16 protein-coding genes are annotated in these 17,357 nt (G+C 66.7%); 11 read left to right on the top strand and 5 right to left on the bottom strand.

Annotated elements, in window-relative coordinates; translation table 11 throughout:
• Positions 1-113: 113 nt before the first annotated feature.
• The 3 genes from clpA to icd form a co-directional block, all read right to left on the bottom strand.
• Positions 114-2,390, bottom strand: a complete 2,277-nt coding sequence (gene clpA, locus P8934_RS12525; RefSeq protein ID WP_278034036.1) for an ATP-dependent Clp protease ATP-binding subunit ClpA — start codon at positions 2,388-2,390, stop codon at positions 114-116.
• A gap of 137 nt (positions 2,391-2,527) precedes the next feature.
• On the bottom strand, positions 2,528-2,851 hold the full coding sequence (gene clpS, locus P8934_RS12530) for an ATP-dependent Clp protease adapter ClpS (RefSeq protein ID WP_106230195.1): 324 nt from the start codon (positions 2,849-2,851) through the stop codon (positions 2,528-2,530).
• 230 nt (positions 2,852-3,081) lie between these two features.
• The gene (icd, locus tag P8934_RS12535) at positions 3,082-4,338 is read right to left on the bottom strand and encodes an NADP-dependent isocitrate dehydrogenase (RefSeq protein WP_278031337.1); all 1,257 of its coding nucleotides are present in this window, start codon (positions 4,336-4,338) and stop codon (positions 3,082-3,084) included.
• Positions 4,339-4,519: 181 nt separating this feature from the next.
• Here icd and P8934_RS12540 point away from each other — a divergent pair, with 181 nt between their 5' ends.
• The 10 genes from P8934_RS12540 (at position 4,520) to P8934_RS12585 (ending at position 15,528) form a co-directional block, all read left to right on the top strand.
• Complete coding sequence (locus P8934_RS12540; protein ID WP_278031338.1) at positions 4,520-6,757, top strand: NADP-dependent isocitrate dehydrogenase; 2,238 nt, start codon at positions 4,520-4,522, stop codon at positions 6,755-6,757.
• Positions 6,758-6,894: 137 nt separating this feature from the next.
• Complete coding sequence (locus tag P8934_RS12545; RefSeq protein ID WP_278031339.1) at positions 6,895-7,506, top strand: pseudouridine synthase; 612 nt, start codon at positions 6,895-6,897, stop codon at positions 7,504-7,506.
• The gene (locus P8934_RS12550; RefSeq protein ID WP_278031340.1) at positions 7,503-7,952 is read left to right on the top strand and encodes an NUDIX hydrolase; all 450 of its coding nucleotides are present in this window, start codon (positions 7,503-7,505) and stop codon (positions 7,950-7,952) included. The genes P8934_RS12545 and P8934_RS12550 overlap by 4 nt, the downstream gene beginning before the upstream one ends.
• A gap of 130 nt (positions 7,953-8,082) precedes the next feature.
• Positions 8,083-9,192, top strand: a complete 1,110-nt coding sequence (mnmA, locus tag P8934_RS12555; RefSeq protein ID WP_278031341.1) for a tRNA 2-thiouridine(34) synthase MnmA — start codon at positions 8,083-8,085, stop codon at positions 9,190-9,192.
• On the top strand, positions 9,192-9,833 hold the full coding sequence (gene hflD, locus P8934_RS12560) for a high frequency lysogenization protein HflD (RefSeq protein WP_278031342.1): 642 nt from the start codon (positions 9,192-9,194) through the stop codon (positions 9,831-9,833). Before mnmA ends, hflD begins: the two co-directional genes overlap by 1 nt.
• Positions 9,834-9,879: 46 nt before the next feature.
• Positions 9,880-11,244, top strand: a complete 1,365-nt coding sequence (purB, locus tag P8934_RS12565; RefSeq protein WP_278034037.1) for an adenylosuccinate lyase — start codon at positions 9,880-9,882, stop codon at positions 11,242-11,244.
• Positions 11,241-12,419 carry a cupin domain-containing protein gene (locus P8934_RS12570; RefSeq protein ID WP_278031343.1) on the top strand — a complete coding sequence of 393 codons (1,179 nt, stop codon included), beginning with the start codon at positions 11,241-11,243 and terminating at the stop codon, positions 12,417-12,419. Before purB ends, P8934_RS12570 begins: the two co-directional genes overlap by 4 nt.
• A gap of 4 nt (positions 12,420-12,423) precedes the next feature.
• Positions 12,424-12,855 carry a GNAT family N-acetyltransferase gene (locus P8934_RS12575; protein WP_278031344.1) on the top strand — a complete coding sequence of 144 codons (432 nt, stop codon included), beginning with the start codon at positions 12,424-12,426 and terminating at the stop codon, positions 12,853-12,855.
• 389 nt (positions 12,856-13,244) lie between these two features.
• Positions 13,245-14,843, top strand: coding sequence for an isocitrate lyase (locus P8934_RS12580; protein WP_278031345.1), 1,599 nt, complete (start codon positions 13,245-13,247; stop codon positions 14,841-14,843).
• 217 nt (positions 14,844-15,060) lie between these two features.
• Positions 15,061-15,528, top strand: a complete 468-nt coding sequence (locus tag P8934_RS12585) for a glycine zipper 2TM domain-containing protein (protein WP_278031346.1) — start codon at positions 15,061-15,063, stop codon at positions 15,526-15,528.
• Positions 15,529-15,632: 104 nt separating this feature from the next.
• Here the strand turns inward: P8934_RS12585 and P8934_RS12590 are convergent, their stop codons facing one another.
• Complete coding sequence (locus tag P8934_RS12590) at positions 15,633-15,914, bottom strand: hypothetical protein (RefSeq protein ID WP_278031347.1); 282 nt, start codon at positions 15,912-15,914, stop codon at positions 15,633-15,635.
• A gap of 235 nt (positions 15,915-16,149) precedes the next feature.
• On the opposite strand from P8934_RS12590, the gene P8934_RS12595 reads away from it, so the two are divergent.
• Positions 16,150-16,632: a peptidylprolyl isomerase gene (locus P8934_RS12595; protein WP_106230183.1), complete on the top strand. Its 483-nt coding sequence runs from the start codon at positions 16,150-16,152 to the stop codon at positions 16,630-16,632.
• A 79-nt stretch (positions 16,633-16,711) separates the two neighbouring features.
• Here P8934_RS12595 and P8934_RS12600 read toward each other — a convergent pair whose 3' ends face one another.
• Complete coding sequence (locus tag P8934_RS12600; protein ID WP_278031348.1) at positions 16,712-17,356, bottom strand: CDP-alcohol phosphatidyltransferase family protein; 645 nt, start codon at positions 17,354-17,356, stop codon at positions 16,712-16,714.
• Position 17,357: the final 1 nt, after the last annotated feature.

Genomic DNA, 17,357 nt, shown 5'->3' on the forward strand with positions numbered 1-17,357 from the left:
CGCTAGAGCGCCGGCCGCACCCTGCGTCCGCCGCCTCCCCCGTTTCAAGGCCCGAACGAACAACGCCCCGTCCGCAGACAGGGCGCTGTAGGTTGGTGGCCGCCTGAGCCCCGTCAAGGGGCGTCGGCCAGCTCCGACTCCGTGGAAAGGTGGAGCTCGCCATCCTCCACGCTGACGTGCACCACCCCGCCGTGCTCGGCCAGCTCGCCGAACAGGATCAGCTCGGCCAGCGGCTTCTTGAGCTTCTCCTGGATCAGGCGGGCCATCGGGCGTGCGCCCATGTCGGGGTCGTAGCCCTTCTCGGCCAGCCAGTCCCGGGCGGCCTCGTCCACGTCGAGCTGGACCCGCTTCTCGTCGAGCTGCGCCTGCAGCTCCACCAGGAACTTGTCCACCACGTTGCGCACCACCGAGGTGGGCAGCGAATGGAACTGGATGATGCCATCCAGGCGGTTGCGGAACTCCGGCGAGAAGGTCTTGCGGATCACCTCCATGGCATCCGTGGAGTGGTCCTGGGTCTGGAAGCCGATGGAGCGCCGCGTGGCCTGCTCGACCCCGGCGTTGGAGGTCATGATCAGGATCACGTGGCGGAAGTCCGCCTCGCGGCCGTTGTTGTCGGTCAGGCGGCCGTGGTCCATCACCTGCAGCAGCAGGTTGAAGACCTCGGGATGCGCCTTCTCGATCTCGTCGAGCAGCAGCACGCAGTGGGGCTGCTTGGTGATCGCCTCGGTCAGCAGGCCGCCCTGGTCATAGCCGACGTAGCCGGGAGGCGCGCCGATCAGCCGCGACACGGTGTGGCGCTCCATGTACTCGGACATGTCGAAGCGCACCAGCTCGATGCCCATGATATGGGACAGCTGCCGGGCCACCTCGGTCTTGCCCACCCCGGTGGGACCGGCGAACAGGAAGCTGCCCACCGGCTTGTCCGGCGCCTTGAGACCGGCCCGTGACAGCTTGATCGCCGCGGCGAGGCTGTCGATCGCCTCGTCCTGGCCGAACACCAGCATCTTCAGGTCGCGATCGATGTTGGCCAGCAGCTTGCGGTCGGAGCTGGAGACGCTCTTCGGCGGGATGCGCGCGATGGAGGCCACCACCGCCTCGACCTGGTCGACGTCGATGGTATCCACGCGCACCTCCGGCGGCAGCAGCCGCTGGTGGGCGCCGGCCTCATCGATCACGTCGATCGCCTTGTCGGGCAGGTGGCGGTCGTTGATGTAGCGGTCCGACAGCCGGGCGGCACTCTCCAGGGCCGCATCGGTGTACTTCAGCTGGTGGTGCTCCTCGAAGCGCGAGCGCAGCCCCTTGAGGATGCGGGTAGTGTCCTCCACCGAGGGCGCCATGACGTCGACCTTCTGGAAGCGGCGCGCCAGCGCGCGATCCTTCTCGAAGATGCCGCGATACTCCTGGAAGGTGGTCGAGCCGATGCAGCGCAACTCGCCGGACGAGAGCAGCGGCTTGAGCAGGTTGGAGGCATCCATCACCCCCCCGGAGGCCGCGCCGGCGCCGATCACGGTATGGATCTCATCGATGAACAGGATGGCGTTGGGCTGCTTGCGCAGCTCGGCCAGCAGGTTCTTCAACCGCTTCTCGAAGTCGCCGCGATACTTGGTGCCGGCGAGCAAGGCGCCCATGTCCAGGGAATAGACCACCGCATCGTTGATGACATCGGGCACGTCCTCCTCGACGACCCGCTTGGCCAGCCCCTCGGCAATGGCGGTCTTGCCCACGCCGGCCTCGCCGACCAGCAGCGGGTTGTTCTTGCGCCGGCGCGCGAGGATCTGCACCACCCGCTCGAGCTCATGGTCGCGGCCGATCAGCGGATCGATCTTGCCCAGTCGCGCCTGCTCGTTGAGGTTGGTGGCATAGCTGGTGAGCGGATTGGAGCCGGTCTCGGCACCGCCCTCCTCGGCCTCCTCGGCCTCCGGCGAGGGAGACGACTGGCTCTGGCCGTGCCCGGCCACCTTGGAGATGCCGTGGGCGATATAGTTGACGGCATCGACCCGGGCCACATTCTGCTGCTTGAGGAAGTAGACCGCCTGGCTCTCCTGCTCGGAGAAGATCGCCACCAGCACGTTGGCGCCGGTGACCTCGCTCTTGCCGGAGGACTGGACATGGAAGACGGCGCGCTGGAGCACGCGCTGGAAGCCCAGAGTCGGCTGGGTCTCCCGATCCGACTGGTCCTCGGGGATCAGCGGCGTGGTGGAATTGATGAAATCCTGCAGGTCGGACCGCAGCTTGTCGAGGTTGGCCCCGCAGGCACGCAGCACGTCCGCCGCCGAGGCGTTGTCCAGCAGCGCCAGCAGCAGGTGCTCCACGGTCATGAACTCGTGGCGCTTGGAGCGGGCCACGGTGAAGGCCGTGTTCAGGGTCAGTTCAAGTTCTTTACTCAGCATGGCAGTCCCCTTCTCGCCGCCCAGGGCTTCGCGTCGGATCATTCATGGTCCGGCATCATCAACATCGGGTACAAACGGCGCCGTTGCAAGTCTCCCTTCAACGCAGGACCGTCGCTGTCCCTCTTCGACCATGCCGCTCAGTCCGCCGCCTCGATGTCGCACAGCAGCGGATGCTGACACTCTCTTGCATATTGATTGACCTGATGGCTTTTGGTTTCCGCGATATCGCGGGTGAAGACACCACAGGTGGCCTTGCCACGAGTGTGCACGGTCAGCATCACCTGCACCGCGGTCTCGCTGTCCATGTGGAAGAAGGTCTGCAGCACCTCGACCACGAACTCCATGGGCGTGAAGTCATCGTTGTGCAGCACCACCTTGTACAGGGGTGGACGCGCCACCTCCGGGTCGGCATTCTGCACCGCCAGGTCGCCGTCCTCCTCGGGGCCCGGCGGCCGGGTCATGCCCCCTCGTGGGGACACCATGGCCACTCGTCGCGCCACCTCATCGTCTCTACTGAACATAAGAGCCACTATCCATCTCGACAAGCCGGAGGCCGTCCATCATCTCAACCGTGATTGGACGCCGCAGGGCCGGCAGGGTTCACCGCCTGGATTCGATACCAGGACGTCTCAACGCAAAGGGCCCCCGACCGCCAGATGGCGGACGGGGGCCCCGGGTCCGTCATCGCGACTTACATGTTGTCGGCGACGGCCTGGCCGAACTCGGAGCACTTGAGAAGCTTGGCATCGTCCATCAGGCGATGGAAGTCATAGGTGACCTCGCCCTTGGAGATGGCCTTCTCCATGCCCTTGAGCACCAGGTCGGCCGCCTCGACCCAGCCCATGTGGCGCAGCATCATTTCCGCGGAGAGGATCAGCGAGCCGGGGTTGACCTTGTCCTGCCCGGCGTACTTGGGCGCGGTGCCGTGGGTCGCCTCGAACATGGCGGTGGTGTCGGAGATGTTGGCGCCCGGCGCGATGCCGATGCCGCCCACCTCGGCCGCCAGGGCATCGGAGAGGTAGTCGCCGTTGAGGTTCAGCGTGGCGATGACGTCGTACTCGGCCGGACGCAGCAGGATCTGCTGCAGCATGGCGTCGGCGATGACGTCCTTGATGACGATCTCCTTGCCGGTCTTCGGGTTCTTCATGGTCATCCAGGGGCCGCCGTCGAGCAGTTCGGCACCGAACTCCTCCTTGGCGAGCTCGTAGCCCCAGTCCTTGAAGGCCCCCTCGGTGAACTTCATGATATTGCCCTTGTGCACCAGGGTCAGCGACTTGCGGTCGTTGTCGATGGTGTACTGCAGGGCCTGGCGCACCAGACGCTTGGTGCCCTCGACGGAGACCGGCTTGACGCCGATGCCGCAGTTCTCGGGGAAGCGGATGTTCTGGACACCCATCTCCTCGCGCAGGAACTTGATGACCTTGTCGGCCTCCGGGGTACCGGCCTTCCACTCGATGCCGGCGTAGATGTCCTCGGAGTTCTCGCGGAAGATCACCATGTCGACGTCGCCGGGCTTCTTGACCGGGCTCGGCACGCCCTCGAACCAGCGCACCGGGCGCTGGCAGACGTAGAGGTCGAGCTTCTGGCGCAGGGCGACGTTCAGGGAGCGGATGCCACCGCCCACCGGCGTGGTCAGCGGGCCCTTGATGGACACCACGTAGTCCTTGACCGCCTCGAGGGTCTCTTCCGGCATCCAGGTGTCGGCATCATAGACGTGAGTGGCCTTCTCGCCGGCGTAGACCTCCATCCAGTGGATCTTGCGCTCGCCGTTATAGGCCTTCTGCACGGCGGCATCGATGGCGATCATCATCGCCGGCGTCACGTCGACACCGATGCCGTCACCCTCGATGTACGGGATGATCGGATTGTTCGGCACGTTCAGGGTGTTGTCGGCGTTGGCGGTGATCTTCTGGCCACTCTCAGGAACGACGATCTTGTTGAACCCCATGGCGAACTCCCCTTTTGGTCTATTGAGTGGAGCCCGGAGTGTACCACTCCCCCCCAGCAGGGGTAAGCTGCGCGGGACACTTGTCGACAATCTTGGTAGGCTTGTCCACACGTCCGCCGGGGCGCCCGCGCATGGCACCCCAATCCCATGCCACCGCAGAGACCAGAGAGATCCACGCCCCATGCCCCACACGCCGAAGATTATCTACACCTTTACCGACGAGGCGCCTGCGCTGGCGACCCACTCGCTGCTACCGATCATCGACGCCTTCACCGACGCTGCGGGCATCGACGTGGAAACGCGTGACATCTCCCTGGCGGCACGGATTCTCTCGCAGTTTCCCGACTACCTGGCAGACGACCAGCGTGTCGAGGACCACCTGGCCGAACTGGGCGCCCTGGCCAAGACGCCGGAAGCCAACATCATCAAGCTGCCCAACATCAGCGCGTCCATGCCGCAGCTTCATGAGGCCATCAAGGAGCTGCAGGGACAGGGCTATCCCCTGCCGGACTATCCTTACGAGCCGCAGAGCGACGAAGAGAAGGACATCCAGGCCCGCTACGACAAGGTCAGGGGGAGTGCCGTCAACCCGGTGCTGCGTGAAGGGAACTCCGACCGCCGTGCGCCCAAGGCCGTCAAGGCCTATGCCCGCAAGTACCCGCATCACATGGGCGAGTGGAGCCAGGCCTCGCGCAGCCACGTCTCGCACATGCACGGCGGCGACTTCTACCACGGCGAGAAGTCGATGACCCTGGATCGCCCCCGCAAGGTGAAGATGGAGCTGATCCCCGAGAGCGGCCAGGCACACGTGCTCAAGCCCGAGGTCTCGCTGCAGGAAGGCGAGGTCATCGACAGCATGTTCATGAGCAAGAAGGCGCTGCTCGAGTTCTACGAGCGGGAGATCGAGGATGCGCGCAAGACCGGCGTCATGTTCTCCCTGCACGTCAAGGCGACGATGATGAAGGTCTCGCACCCGATCGTGTTCGGCCACTGCGTGAAGATCTTCTACAAGGATGCCTTCGAGAAGCACGGTGCGCTGTTCGATGAGCTGGGCGTCGACGTCAACAACGGCATGGCGAACCTGTACGAGAAGATCGACACGCTGCCCGAGACCCAGCGCGAGGAGGTCATCCGCGACCTGCACGCCTGCCACGACCAGCGACCGGAACTGGCCATGGTGGACTCGGCGCGCGGCATCACCAACTTCCACTCGCCCAGCGATGTGATCGTGGACGCCTCGATGCCTGCCATGATTCGTGCCGGCGGCAAGATGTACGGCGCCGACGGCCGCCTCAAGGACGTCAAGGCGGTGATGCCGGAGTCGACCTTCGCCCGCATCTACCAGGAGATGATCAACTTCTGCAAATGGAATGGCGCCTTCGATCCCGCCACCATGGGCACCGTGCCCAACGTCGGCCTGATGGCCCAGAAGGCCGAGGAGTACGGCTCCCACGACAAGACCTTCGAGGTCCCGGTGGCCGGTGTGGCCAACATCACCGACCTGGAGACCGGCGAGGTGCTGCTCTCCCAGACCGTCGAGGAAGGCGATATCTGGCGGATGTGCCAGGTCAAGGATGCGCCGATCCGCGACTGGGTGAAGCTGGCGGTGGCGCGTTGCCGTGACTCCGGCATGCCGGCCGTATTCTGGCTCGACCCCTACCGCCCCCACGAGAATGAACTGATCAAGAAGGTCAGGGCCTACCTCGAGGAGCATGACACCGACGGGCTCGACATCCAGATCATGTCCCAGGTCCGGGCCATGCGCTACACCCTCGAACGCGTGGTCCGCGGCCTCGACACCATCTCGGTGACCGGCAACATCCTGCGCGACTACCTCACCGACCTGTTTCCGATCCTGGAGCTGGGCACCAGCGCCAAGATGCTCTCCATCGTGCCCCTGATGGCCGGGGGCGGCATGTTCGAGACCGGGGCTGGCGGCTCGGCACCCAAGCACGTCCAGCAGCTCCTCGAGGAGAACCACCTGCGCTGGGACAGCCTCGGCGAGTTCCTTGCCATGGGGGCCTCCCTGGAGCATCTCGCCAAGCAGTTCGGCAACGCCCGCGCGACCCTGCTGGCCGATGCACTGGACAAGGCCACCGGTGAGTTCCTCGAGCACAACAAGTCGCCCTCCCGCAAGGCGGGAGAGCTGGACAACCGCGGCAGCCACTTCTACCTCGCCCTCTATTGGGCCCAGGCCCTGGCTGCCCAGGACGAGGATGCCGAGCTCAAGCGACTCTTCACCCGCCTGGCCGAGACGTTGACGGCCAACGAGGCGATCATTCTCGACGAGTTGAACGGCGTGCAGGGGCAACCGGTGGACATCGGGGGGTACTACCATGCCGACCCTGAGCTGGCGCATGCCGTCATGCGCCCCAGCAAGACCCTGAACGACGCCCTGGCCCTGGTCGCCCAGGACTGACGTATCGCGCGAGGCGACCTGCCGCCCTCTGCGGGCGGCCCTTCCGGCTCCCGTCCGCCCCCTGGCGGAGGGGAGCCGTTGCGTTATGGCATCGGGCGTTGATTGGCGTCAGGCACCCGGTATAGTGGAAGGACACGATGAACCTCTACCTGCTGCACAAGCCCTACCGCATGCTCTCCCAGTTCACCGACCGTCGTGTCGACGAATCGGAGCGCCGCGCCACCCTGGCCGATGTCATCGACGTGCCGGGGATCTATGCTGCCGGGCGCCTGGACCATGACTCCGAGGGTCTGCTGCTGCTCAGCGACGCCGGCGAGCTGATCCACCGCATCAGCGACCCCCGCCACAAGCAGCCCAAGACCTACCGCGTGCAGGTAGAGGGCGAGCCCGGTGAGGCTGCCCTGCAGGCACTGCGCGACGGCGTCGCGCTCAAGGACGGCAGGACCCGGCCCGCGAAGGTGCGGCGCCTGGCCGAAAGCGGGCTGCCCGAGCGCGACCCGCCCCTGGACACGCGACGCCACCCGCGCACCACCTGGCTCGAGCTGACCATCACCGAGGGCCGCAACCGCCAGGTCCGCCGCATGACCGCCCATGTCGGCCACCCCACCCTGCGGCTGGTGCGGGTGGCCATCGGCCCCTGGCGCCTGGATGGCCTGGCCCCGGGCGAGTGGCGACGGGAGACCCTTCACGCCCCGCGCAGGCCGCCGGCAGGCGCTCGCCGGGGCCGAGCAAGAGGAGGCCGCCGATGAGTCGCTGGCAACCCTATATCAGCGTGGCCACCGTGGTGGAACGGGCCGGGCGCTTCCTGATGGTCGAGGAGGACCGCGGCGGGGACGAGACCCTCTTCAACCAGCCCGCCGGCCACCTGGAGCCCGGCGAGCGCATCCAGGAGGCCGCCCTTCGCGAGCTCCGCGAGGAGACCGCCTGGCAGGTGGGCATCACGGACTACCTGGGCATGTACATCTACCGCACTCCGGATGGCCTGACCTTCCACAGCCACGGCTTCTTCGGCATGGCCCTGGCCCACCTGGGCAACGAGCTGGACCCGGCCATCCTCGCCGTGCACTGGCTGACCCTCGACGAGCTCGAGGCGCTGGACCGGGAAGGCCGCCTGCGCAGCCCGCTGGTGCTGCGGCGTGTCCGCGACGCCCTGGCGAGCCGCTTCTACCCCATGGACGTGATCCACGAGCGCTGAGCGGCCAAGCCGAGGCTCAAGTAGAAAGCAAGACGTAACGAGCCCCCTTGCTCCTTGGCGGCTCGGCGCTCGGCACTCGTATCATGTATAATCGCGCCCCATTTATGACACACCGATTCCGAGGGCGCCCATGACCGCCACCACAGGCAAGGTGATCGTCGGCATGTCCGGCGGCGTCGACTCCTCCGTGTCTGCCCTGCTGCTGCTGGAGCAGGGGTTCGACGTCGAAGGCCTGTTCATGAAGAACTGGGACGAGGACGACGGCACGGAGTACTGCACCGCCAAGGCCGACCTGGCCGACGCCGAGGCGGTGTGCGAGAAGCTGGGCATCCGGCTGCATACCGCCAACTTCGCCGCCGAATACTGGGACAACGTCTTCGAGCACTTCCTGGCCGAGTACCAGGCCGGGCGCACGCCGAACCCGGACATCCTCTGCAACCGCGAGATCAAGTTCAAGGTGTTCCTCGAGTACGCCGAGATGCTGGGCGCCGAGAAGATCGCCACCGGCCACTACGTGCGCCAGGGCACCCGCGACGGCAGGCCACGCCTGCTCAAGGGGCTCGACCCCAACAAGGACCAGAGCTACTTCCTGCACGCCGTCCCCGAGGCCGCCATCGCCCGCACCCTCTTCCCGGTGGGCGAGCTGGAGAAGCCCGAGGTGCGCGCCATTGCCGAGCGCCATGACCTGGTCACCGCGCGCAAGAAGGACTCCACAGGGATCTGCTTCATCGGCGAGCGTCGCTTCCGCGACTTCCTCAAGCAGTACCTGCCGGCGCAGCCCGGCGTGATCGAGACCCCCGAGGGAGAGGTGATCGGCGAACACATGGGTCTGATGTACTACACCCTGGGCCAGCGCCAGGGACTGGGTATCGGCGGCCTTGCCAACCATCCGGACGCACCCTGGTACGTGGCCGCCAAGGACCTCGAGCGCAACGTGCTCGTCGCCGTGCAGGGCAAGCATCACCCGCTGCTCTACACCGACGCCCTGGCCACGGAGGCCATGGACTGGGTGGCCGGCACGCCCCCCGCCGCCGAGGGCCGCTACACCGCCAAGACCCGCTACCGCCAGGCCGACGTGCCCTGCCGGATGCGCGTCACCGCCGACGGCGGGGTGGCGGTGCGTTTCGATGACCCCCAGCGCGCCGTCACCCCCGGTCAGTCGCTGGTCCTCTACGATGGCGAGATCTGCCTCGGCGGCGGGGTGATCCGCGAGACCTGGAACGCCACGGAGCCTGCCTGATGACCGCCTCGACCCCGATCCACCGCGCCCCGGACACCCCGACGGCCCGCCAGGCCCTGGCACTCGCCGGGGTCTTCCAGGCGGCCAGCCTGGTCGACGAGCTCGCCCGCACCGGCCAGGTCGACCAGCGCGCCTGGGAGACCCTGATCCGCGCCACCCTCGACACCGACCCCGAGAGCTTCGAGGCGATCTACGGCGGCCATCCCAACAACCTGCGTCGCGGCCTCGAGGTGCTCGAGGGCGTGGTCGGCCGCCAGCAGGCCAACCCGGTGGTGCTGCGCTACGGCTTCTCGCTGCTGATGCTGATGAACAAGCTGCGCGGCAACGATGCCATGCTGGATGCCCTCGGTACGCGCCTGGCCCGCATCCAGGGCCAGGCCGAGCACTTCGGCGAGACCCACGAGAACGTCATCGCCAGCCTCGGCGAGGCCTATCAGGAAACCCTCTCGACCCTCAAGACCCGCATCGTCGTCCAGGGCGACCCCTCGCTGCTGCAGAGCCGCATGATGCCCGAGCGGGTACGCGCCATCCTGCTCGCCGGTATCCGTTTCGCCCTGCTCTGGCACCAGCAGGGGGGGCGGCGCTGGAAGCTGGTCTTCCAGCGCGGCGCCCTGAAGAAGACCCTCGACCAGCTGGGCTGACCCTTCCACTTCCCTTGACCGGAACCCGACCATGCAAGCCGCTTCCCTGCCCCTCTCCGCCCTGACCGCCCTCTCCCCCGTCGACGGCCGCTACGCCGGCAAGGCCGAGGCCCTGCGCGAGCACTTCAGCGAGTTCGGCCTGATCCGCGCCCGGGTCATCGTCGAGATCCGCTGGCTGCAGCGCCTCGCCGAGCACCCGCAGATCACCGAGGTGCCCAGGCTCTCCGCCGAGGCCACCGCCTTCCTCGAGGAGCTGCTGCGCGACTTCTCGCTGGAAGACGCCGAGCGCATCAAGGAGATCGAGCGCACCACCAACCACGACGTCAAGGCGGTGGAGTACTTCATCAAGGAGAAGATCGCCGGCCAGCCGGAGCTGCACGCCGTCACCGAGTTCGTGCACTTCGCCTGCACCAGCGAGGACATCAACAACCTCTCCCACGGCGTGATGCTGACCGACGGCCTGAAGAGCCTGCTGCCGGTGATGCACCGGGTGGCAGACGAGATCGCCCGGCTTGCCTTTGATCATGCCGCCCAACCGATGCTCTCGCGCACCCACGGCCAGACGGCGAGCCCCACCACCCTGGGCAAGGAAATGGCCAACGTCGCCTATCGCCTGCGCCGCCAGCTCACACAGATCGAGGGCGTCGAGATACTGGGCAAGATCAACGGCGCGGTGGGCAACTACAATGCGCATCTCGCCACCTACCCGGAGGTGGACTGGGAAGCCAACGCCCGCACCTTCGTCGAGGGCCTGGGGCTGACCTTCAACCCCTTTACCACCCAGATCGAGCCCCATGACTATATCGCCGAGCTGTTCGATGCGGTGTGCCGCTTCAACACCATCCTCGTCGACTTCGATCGCGACGTCTGGGGCTACATCTCGCTGGGCTACTTCAAGCAGAAGACCGTCGAGGGCGAGATCGGCTCCTCGACCATGCCCCACAAGGTCAACCCCATCGACTTCGAGAACTCCGAGGGCAACCTGGGGCTTGCCAACGCCATCCTCGGTCACCTGGCCCAGAAGCTGCCGATCTCCCGCTGGCAGCGCGACCTCACCGACTCCACGGTGCTGCGCAACCTGGGCGTCGGCCTGGCCTATGGCCTGATCGCCTACGAGGCCTCGCTCAAGGGCATCGGCAAGCTCGAGGCCAACCCGGCGCGCATCGCCGAGGACCTCGACGCCAGCTGGGAGGTGCTCGCCGAGCCGATCCAGACGGTGATGCGCCGCTATGGCATCGAGAAGCCCTACGAGAAGCTCAAGGAGCTGACCCGCGGCAAGCGCATCGACCAGACCGGCTTCGCCGCCTTCATCGACACCCTAGAACTGCCCGCCGAGGTGAAGGCCGAGCTCAAGGCCCTGAGTCCGGCAACCTATATCGGCAACGCCGCAGAGCAGGCGAGGAAGCTATGAACTCCGATGCGCCGCTGCCCATGCTGGGCGGCCTGACCGCCGCCGAGTTCCTGCGCGACATCTGGCAGCAGAAGCCGCTGCTGATCCGTGGCGCCTTCCCCGACTTCCAGTGCCCGCTGGACCCGAACGAGCTGGCGGGACTCGCCTGCGAAGAGGGCGTCGAGGCCCGCCTGGTGGAGGAGCACGGTGTCCAGGGTCCCTGGCAGGTCCACCACGGGCCCTTCGACGAGGCCACCTTCGCCCGGCTTCCCGAGCGCGACTGGACCCTGCTGGTGCAGGCCGTGGACCACTACGTGCCCGAGGTGGCCGAGCTGCTCGAGGCCTTCGACTTCCTGCCCCGCTGGCGGCTCGATGACATCATGATCAGCTATGCTCCCCCGGGCGGCAGCGTCGGTCCCCACGTCGACCAGTACGACGTCTTCCTGCTCCAGGGCAGTGGCCAGCGACGCTGGCAGCTGGGCGGGCAGGTCGACGACGACGCCCCCATCCTCGACGGCATCGACCTGCGCATCCTCGAGCGCTTCGAGGTCGCCCCGGGCGATGACTGGGTGCTCGAGCCGGGCGACATGCTCTACCTGCCGCCGGCCTGGGCCCACCATGGCGTCAGCCAGTCCGACGACTGCCTGACGCTCTCGGTGGGCTTTCGCGCCCCCTCCGCGGACGAGGCGATCACCTCGTTTGCCGACTATCTCGGCGAGCAGCTGCCGGCCTCACGACGCTACGCCGATGCCGGCATGGTGCCTCCCCAGGACCCCACCGAGCTCGACGACGCCGCCGTGGCACGCATGCGCCGCCTGATCCTCGAGACCCTGGACGATCCGGCCCAGCTGGCCCAGTGGTTCGGCCGCGTGATGACGCAGCCCAAGTACGTCGATCAGCTGGTCCCCACCGAGACCCCGACCGAGGTCGAGGCGCTTGTCGCCGCACTACAGGAGGGCGAGGAACTGGTACGCAGCCCCGGCTCGCGTTTCGCCTGGCGGGCCCTGGACGACGACCGCGCGACCCTCTTCGCCGATGGCGACGGGCTGAACTGCGCCCTGCCCCTGGCCCGGCATCTGGCCTCCGACGCCCCGCTGGACGCCGAGGCGCTCGCCCTGCCCGGCGCCGCCGCGCTGCTCGCCCGCCTGCTCGATATCGGCAGCCTGGGCTGGGCCGGGGACTTCGCGGAGGAGTGAGCCCATGAATGCCACCATCGAGATATGCGAAGGCGACTGGACGGCACTCGGCGAGGCCGCCTCGGAGATCCGCCGGCTCGTGTTCATCGAGGAGCAGCAGGTACCTCAGGAGGAGGAGTGGGACGGCCGCGACCCCGAGTGCCGCCACTTCCTGGCCCTGCACGACAACCTCCCCCTGGGCACCGCCCGGCTGCTGCCCGATGCCCATATCGGGCGGGTGGCCGTGCTCACCCAGGCCCGCGGCCTGGGGATCGGTGCCGCCCTGATGCGGGCCGCCATCGAGGCCGCCCGCCGTGACGGCCATGCCAGCGTGGAGCTCGCCGCCCAGACCCACGCCCTGGCGTTCTACGAGCACCTGGGCTTCATGGCCTTCGGGGACGAATTCCTCGATGCCGGCATTCCGCACCGCAATATGCGCCTTGACCTTGACCATTGAGGCACGATTACCCCGCTGGCTCCGCGGAAACCCGACTACAGGAAAGGTCCATCAAGGCACCGTCCTGTAGTCGAGTTACAACGCCCTCTCCCCCCAAGTGTCAATTGTTGAAGCCCGTCCTCAGGAGCCATAGTGGCTGCCATGGCGAGGGTAAAACAGCTGTTTGCCAACGGTCCGAAGGGGTCAGGCACATCAACTGGCATGCCCTCCCCGAGGTTCGACCAAGGCCGTAGAGACAAGCCCCGGCATCTGGTCGAACCTGACAGTACTTCGCAGATGCAGCATAAGGCATTGCCGAATGGTGCAGCAGGCGATTCCAGCGGCCGCGACACCGGTTTTTCCCGACATCGCGATCACGAGATTCCACTCCTGACCCGAAGGATGGCCCCATGACGACATTCAAAGACGAACTCAAGGCTCTGGCTCAACTGCGCGAAGCCCAGCAGGGCAAGTGGGACAACATCAACCCCGAGCATGCCGCCCGCATGCGCGTGCAGAACCGTTTCCAGACCGGCCTGGACATCGCCCGCTACACCGCCCGGATCATGCGCGAGGACATGGCCGAGTATGACGCCGACACCTCGCAGTACACCCAGTCGCTGGGCTGCTGGCACGGTTTCATCGGCCAGCAGAAGATGATCTCCATCAAGAAGCACTTCGGCACCACCAAGCGCTCCTACCTCTACCTCTCCGGCTGGATGGTCGCCGCCCTGCGCTCCGAGTTCGGCCCCCTGCCCGACCAGTCCATGCACGAGAAGACCACCGTGCCGGGCCTGATCGAGGAGCTCTACACCTTCCTGCGCCAGGCCGATGCCTGGGAGCTCAACCACCTCTTCCGTGACCTGGACGAGGCCAAGAAGGCCGGTGACCAGGCGAAGGCCGACGAGGCCATGGCGAAGATCGACGGCTTCGAGACCCACGTCGTGCCGATCATCGCCGACATCGATGCCGGGTTCGGCAACGCCGAGGCCACCTACCTGCTGGCCAAGAAGATGATCGAGGCCGGCGCCTGCTGCATCCAGATCGAGAACCAGGTCTCCGACGAGAAGCAGTGCGGCCACCAGGCCGGCAAGGTCACCGTGCCCCACGAGGACTTCATCGCCAAGATCAACGCCGTGCGCTATGCCTTCCTGGAACTCGGCGTGGATGATGGCGTGATCGTGGCCCGCACCGACTCCCTGGGCGCCGGCCTGACCCAGAAGATCGCCGTGACCAACGAGCCGGGCGACCTGGGCGACCAGTACAACAGCTTCCTCGACGGCGACGAGATCGCCTCGGCCTCCGACATCAACAACGGCGACGTGGTGATCAAGCAGAACGGCAAGCTGGTCAAGGTCAAGCGCCTGGCCTCCGGCCTCTACGAGTTCAAGCCGGGCACCGGCGAGGACCGCGTGGTGCTGGACTGCATCACCAGCCTGCAGAACGGTGCCGACCTGCTGTGGATCGAGACCGAGAAGCCCCACGTCGGCCAGATCGCCGGCATGGTCAACCGCATCCGCGAGGTCTGCCCGGACGCCAAGCTGGTCTACAACAACTCGCCGTCCTTCAACTGGACGCTGAACTTCCGCCAGCAGGTATTCGATGCCTGGGAACAGGAAGGCAAGGATGTTTCCGAGTACGACCGTGCCGACCTGATGAACGCGAAGTACGACGACAGCGAACTCGGCCGGCTGGCCGACGAGTGGACCCAGAACTTCCAGCGCGACGCCGCTCGCGAGGCCGGCATCTTCCACCACCTGATCACCCTGCCGACCTACCACACCGCGGCCCTCTCCACCGACAACCTGGCCAAGGGCTACTTCGGCGACGAGGGCATGCTGGCCTATGTGGCCGGCGTGCAGCGCAAGGAGATCCGCGAGGGCATCGCCACCGTCAAGCACCAGGATATGGCCGGCTCCAACATCGGTGACGACCACAAGGAGTTCTTCCACGGCGAGGCGGCACTCAAGGCCGGCGGCAAGGACAACACCATGAACCAGTTCGGCTGAGGCCGCTGGCAACACTCACTGGACCCATTGGGGAGGCCGATTGGCCTCCCTTTTTTCATATTGTTGGCCACCTGGCGGCGCTACACTCGTGGCAGGAAGCCCGACGCGCTGGCCAAGCCGGTTCGCAATGGGTAGACTCGTTAAAGAACACTGTCCATTAACCTTTGGTCACCCTCCGGGGACCGAGTGTTCGTCACGGACATCAAGGAGATCCTGCATGAAACGCCTTCTTCCCGTTCTGGCCATCAGTGTCCTGACCCTGGCCGGCTGCGCCAACACCGCCCCCTATTCGGGCAACGTCTACAGCGGCAACCAGGCCAAGTCGGCCCAGACCGTGACCTTTGGCACCATCACCGCCCTGCGCCAGGTGCAGATCCAGGCCGACAGCCGCGCCGGCGGCCTGCTCGGCTCCGGCGGTGGCGCCGTGATCGGCGGCATCCTCGGTAACCAGGTGGGCGGCGGCACCGGACGCCAGCTGGCCACCGTGGCCGGCGCCATCGGCGGCGCCGTGGCCGGCACCAAGGTCGAAGAGGCGACCAACCGCATCACCGCCTGGGAAATGGAGATCCGCCAGGACAATGGCCGCAACGTGGTCGTGGTCCAGAAGGCGGACCAGAACTTCCAGGTCGGCCAGCGCGTCCGCCTGATCGGCAGTGGTAGCAGCGTCAGCGTGGCCCCCTACTGAGGGCGGCGCCGCCCGTCAGGAAAGCCGCCCATGAAGAAGGCCCGCGGAGTGCTCCGCGGGCCTTCTTCGTTTCGGTCGTGACCAGGGGTGACCGGGGCACTCCCTCAGTGAAGGTCGACCTTGTTCATCGCCCAGCCGGCCAGCTTGGTGGCGACCAGCGCCACCACGCCGATCACGATCACCGTGAACAGCAGGTCCACGGGACGCACAATGAAGGTGGCGCCCAGCACCGCCAGGGCCGGACACCAGACCCAGCGATCATCCTCGCTGCGCAGCACGGCAGGCAGCAGCGCATCGAGAATGCCGCTGACGGAGGCCTCCCAGCGCTTGAGGAACAGATACAGAAAGACGGCGAAGGCGATCAGCCAGATCAGGGTCAGGGTCATGGCACTCTCCATGGAAGGGACGTTCGAAGGGAATCGGGAAATCGGACTCCGGCAAGGGTATCCCTGCCCGGTAGGCCACGCAACCGTCCGAAAGTCCCCCCGCGCGCGGGCACGTTAAGGCGTGAATGCGGCTCAGGCTCGGTCCCCACATCCTGAATTTCCTCCATGCCCCTGACAGTGGCTTGACTGCCGCGTTACCATGTCGCGCTACATGCACTCACCGAAAGGTTCATCAATGCAGATTGCGCAGAATTCCGTTGTCGCGTTCCACTACACCCTGACCAACGATGCAGGTGAAGTGCTGGACAGCTCGGAAGGCCGCGAGCCGCTGACCTACCTCCACGGCGCCGGCAACATCATTCCGGGCCTCGAGAAGCAGCTGGAAGGTCGCGCCACCGGCGACAAGCTCCAGGCCAAGGTTTCCCCGGAAGAAGGCTACGGCGAAGTCCAGCCTCAGCTGGTGCAGGAAGTGCCGCGTGACGCCTTCCAGGGCGTCGACAGCGTCGAGCCGGGCATGCAGTTCCAGGCCCAGACCCAGGGTGGCCCGCTGATGGTCACCGTGACCCAGGTCGAGGGCGACACCGTCACCGTCGACGGCAACCATCCGCTCGCCGGCCAGTCCCTGAACTTCGACGTGGAGATCGCCGAGGTCCGCGAGGCCAGCGAGGAAGAGGTCGAGCACGGCCACGTGCACGGCGAGGGCGGCCACGAGCACTGAACGCTCGTCCGACCACAACGGCCGCCGAGAGGCGCCGCCGGGTTCACGAGGGGGCAGCCAGGGGCTGCCCCCTCGTCGTTCAGGGATGAGAGCCTTTCTGGCTGGCCTGCTCGAAGGCCCGCAGGGTGCGGTGCCCACCCCATAGCCGGGTGGCGGTGGTCACCAGGCAGGCCGCGCCGAAGATCCACGCCAGCTGCGGGAAGTGACCGGGAAACAGGCAGAAGAGCACGAAGGCCAGCACGGTCTCCGTGCCCTCGGTCAGGCCGTGCAGGTAGTAGAAGGCCTTCTGCTGGAAGCGCGGCCGCTCCAGGCCGTGGCGCGTGGCCATGATGGCGAAGGCCAGGAAGGAGGTCCCGGTGCCGATGAAGGCGAACAGCAGGAAGGCCGCCGCCAGGGCATTGGTCGCCGGCTCGGCCAGGGCGAAGCCCAGCACCACCGCCGCGTAGAAGACGAAGTCCAGGCCGATGTCGAGAAAGCCCCCGGCATCGCTCGCCCGCCGCGTCAGCCTGGCCAGGGCGCCATCCAGCCCGTCGCCCAGGCGATTGATCAGGATGGCCACCAGCGCCGGCAGGTACCACCCCAGGGCCAGCAGTGGCAGGGCCAGCATCCCCACCAGGAAGGCAGCGACCGTCACCTGATCGGGACGCACCTGGCGCCTGGCGAGGCCACGGGCCAGCGCCGACAGCGGCCCCTGGGTCAGCGGCATGGTCCAGCGATCGAGCATG

Source organism: Halomonas sp. CKK8, from assembly GCF_029625235.1.
GTDB lineage: Bacteria > Pseudomonadota > Gammaproteobacteria > Pseudomonadales > Halomonadaceae > Halomonas > Halomonas ventosae.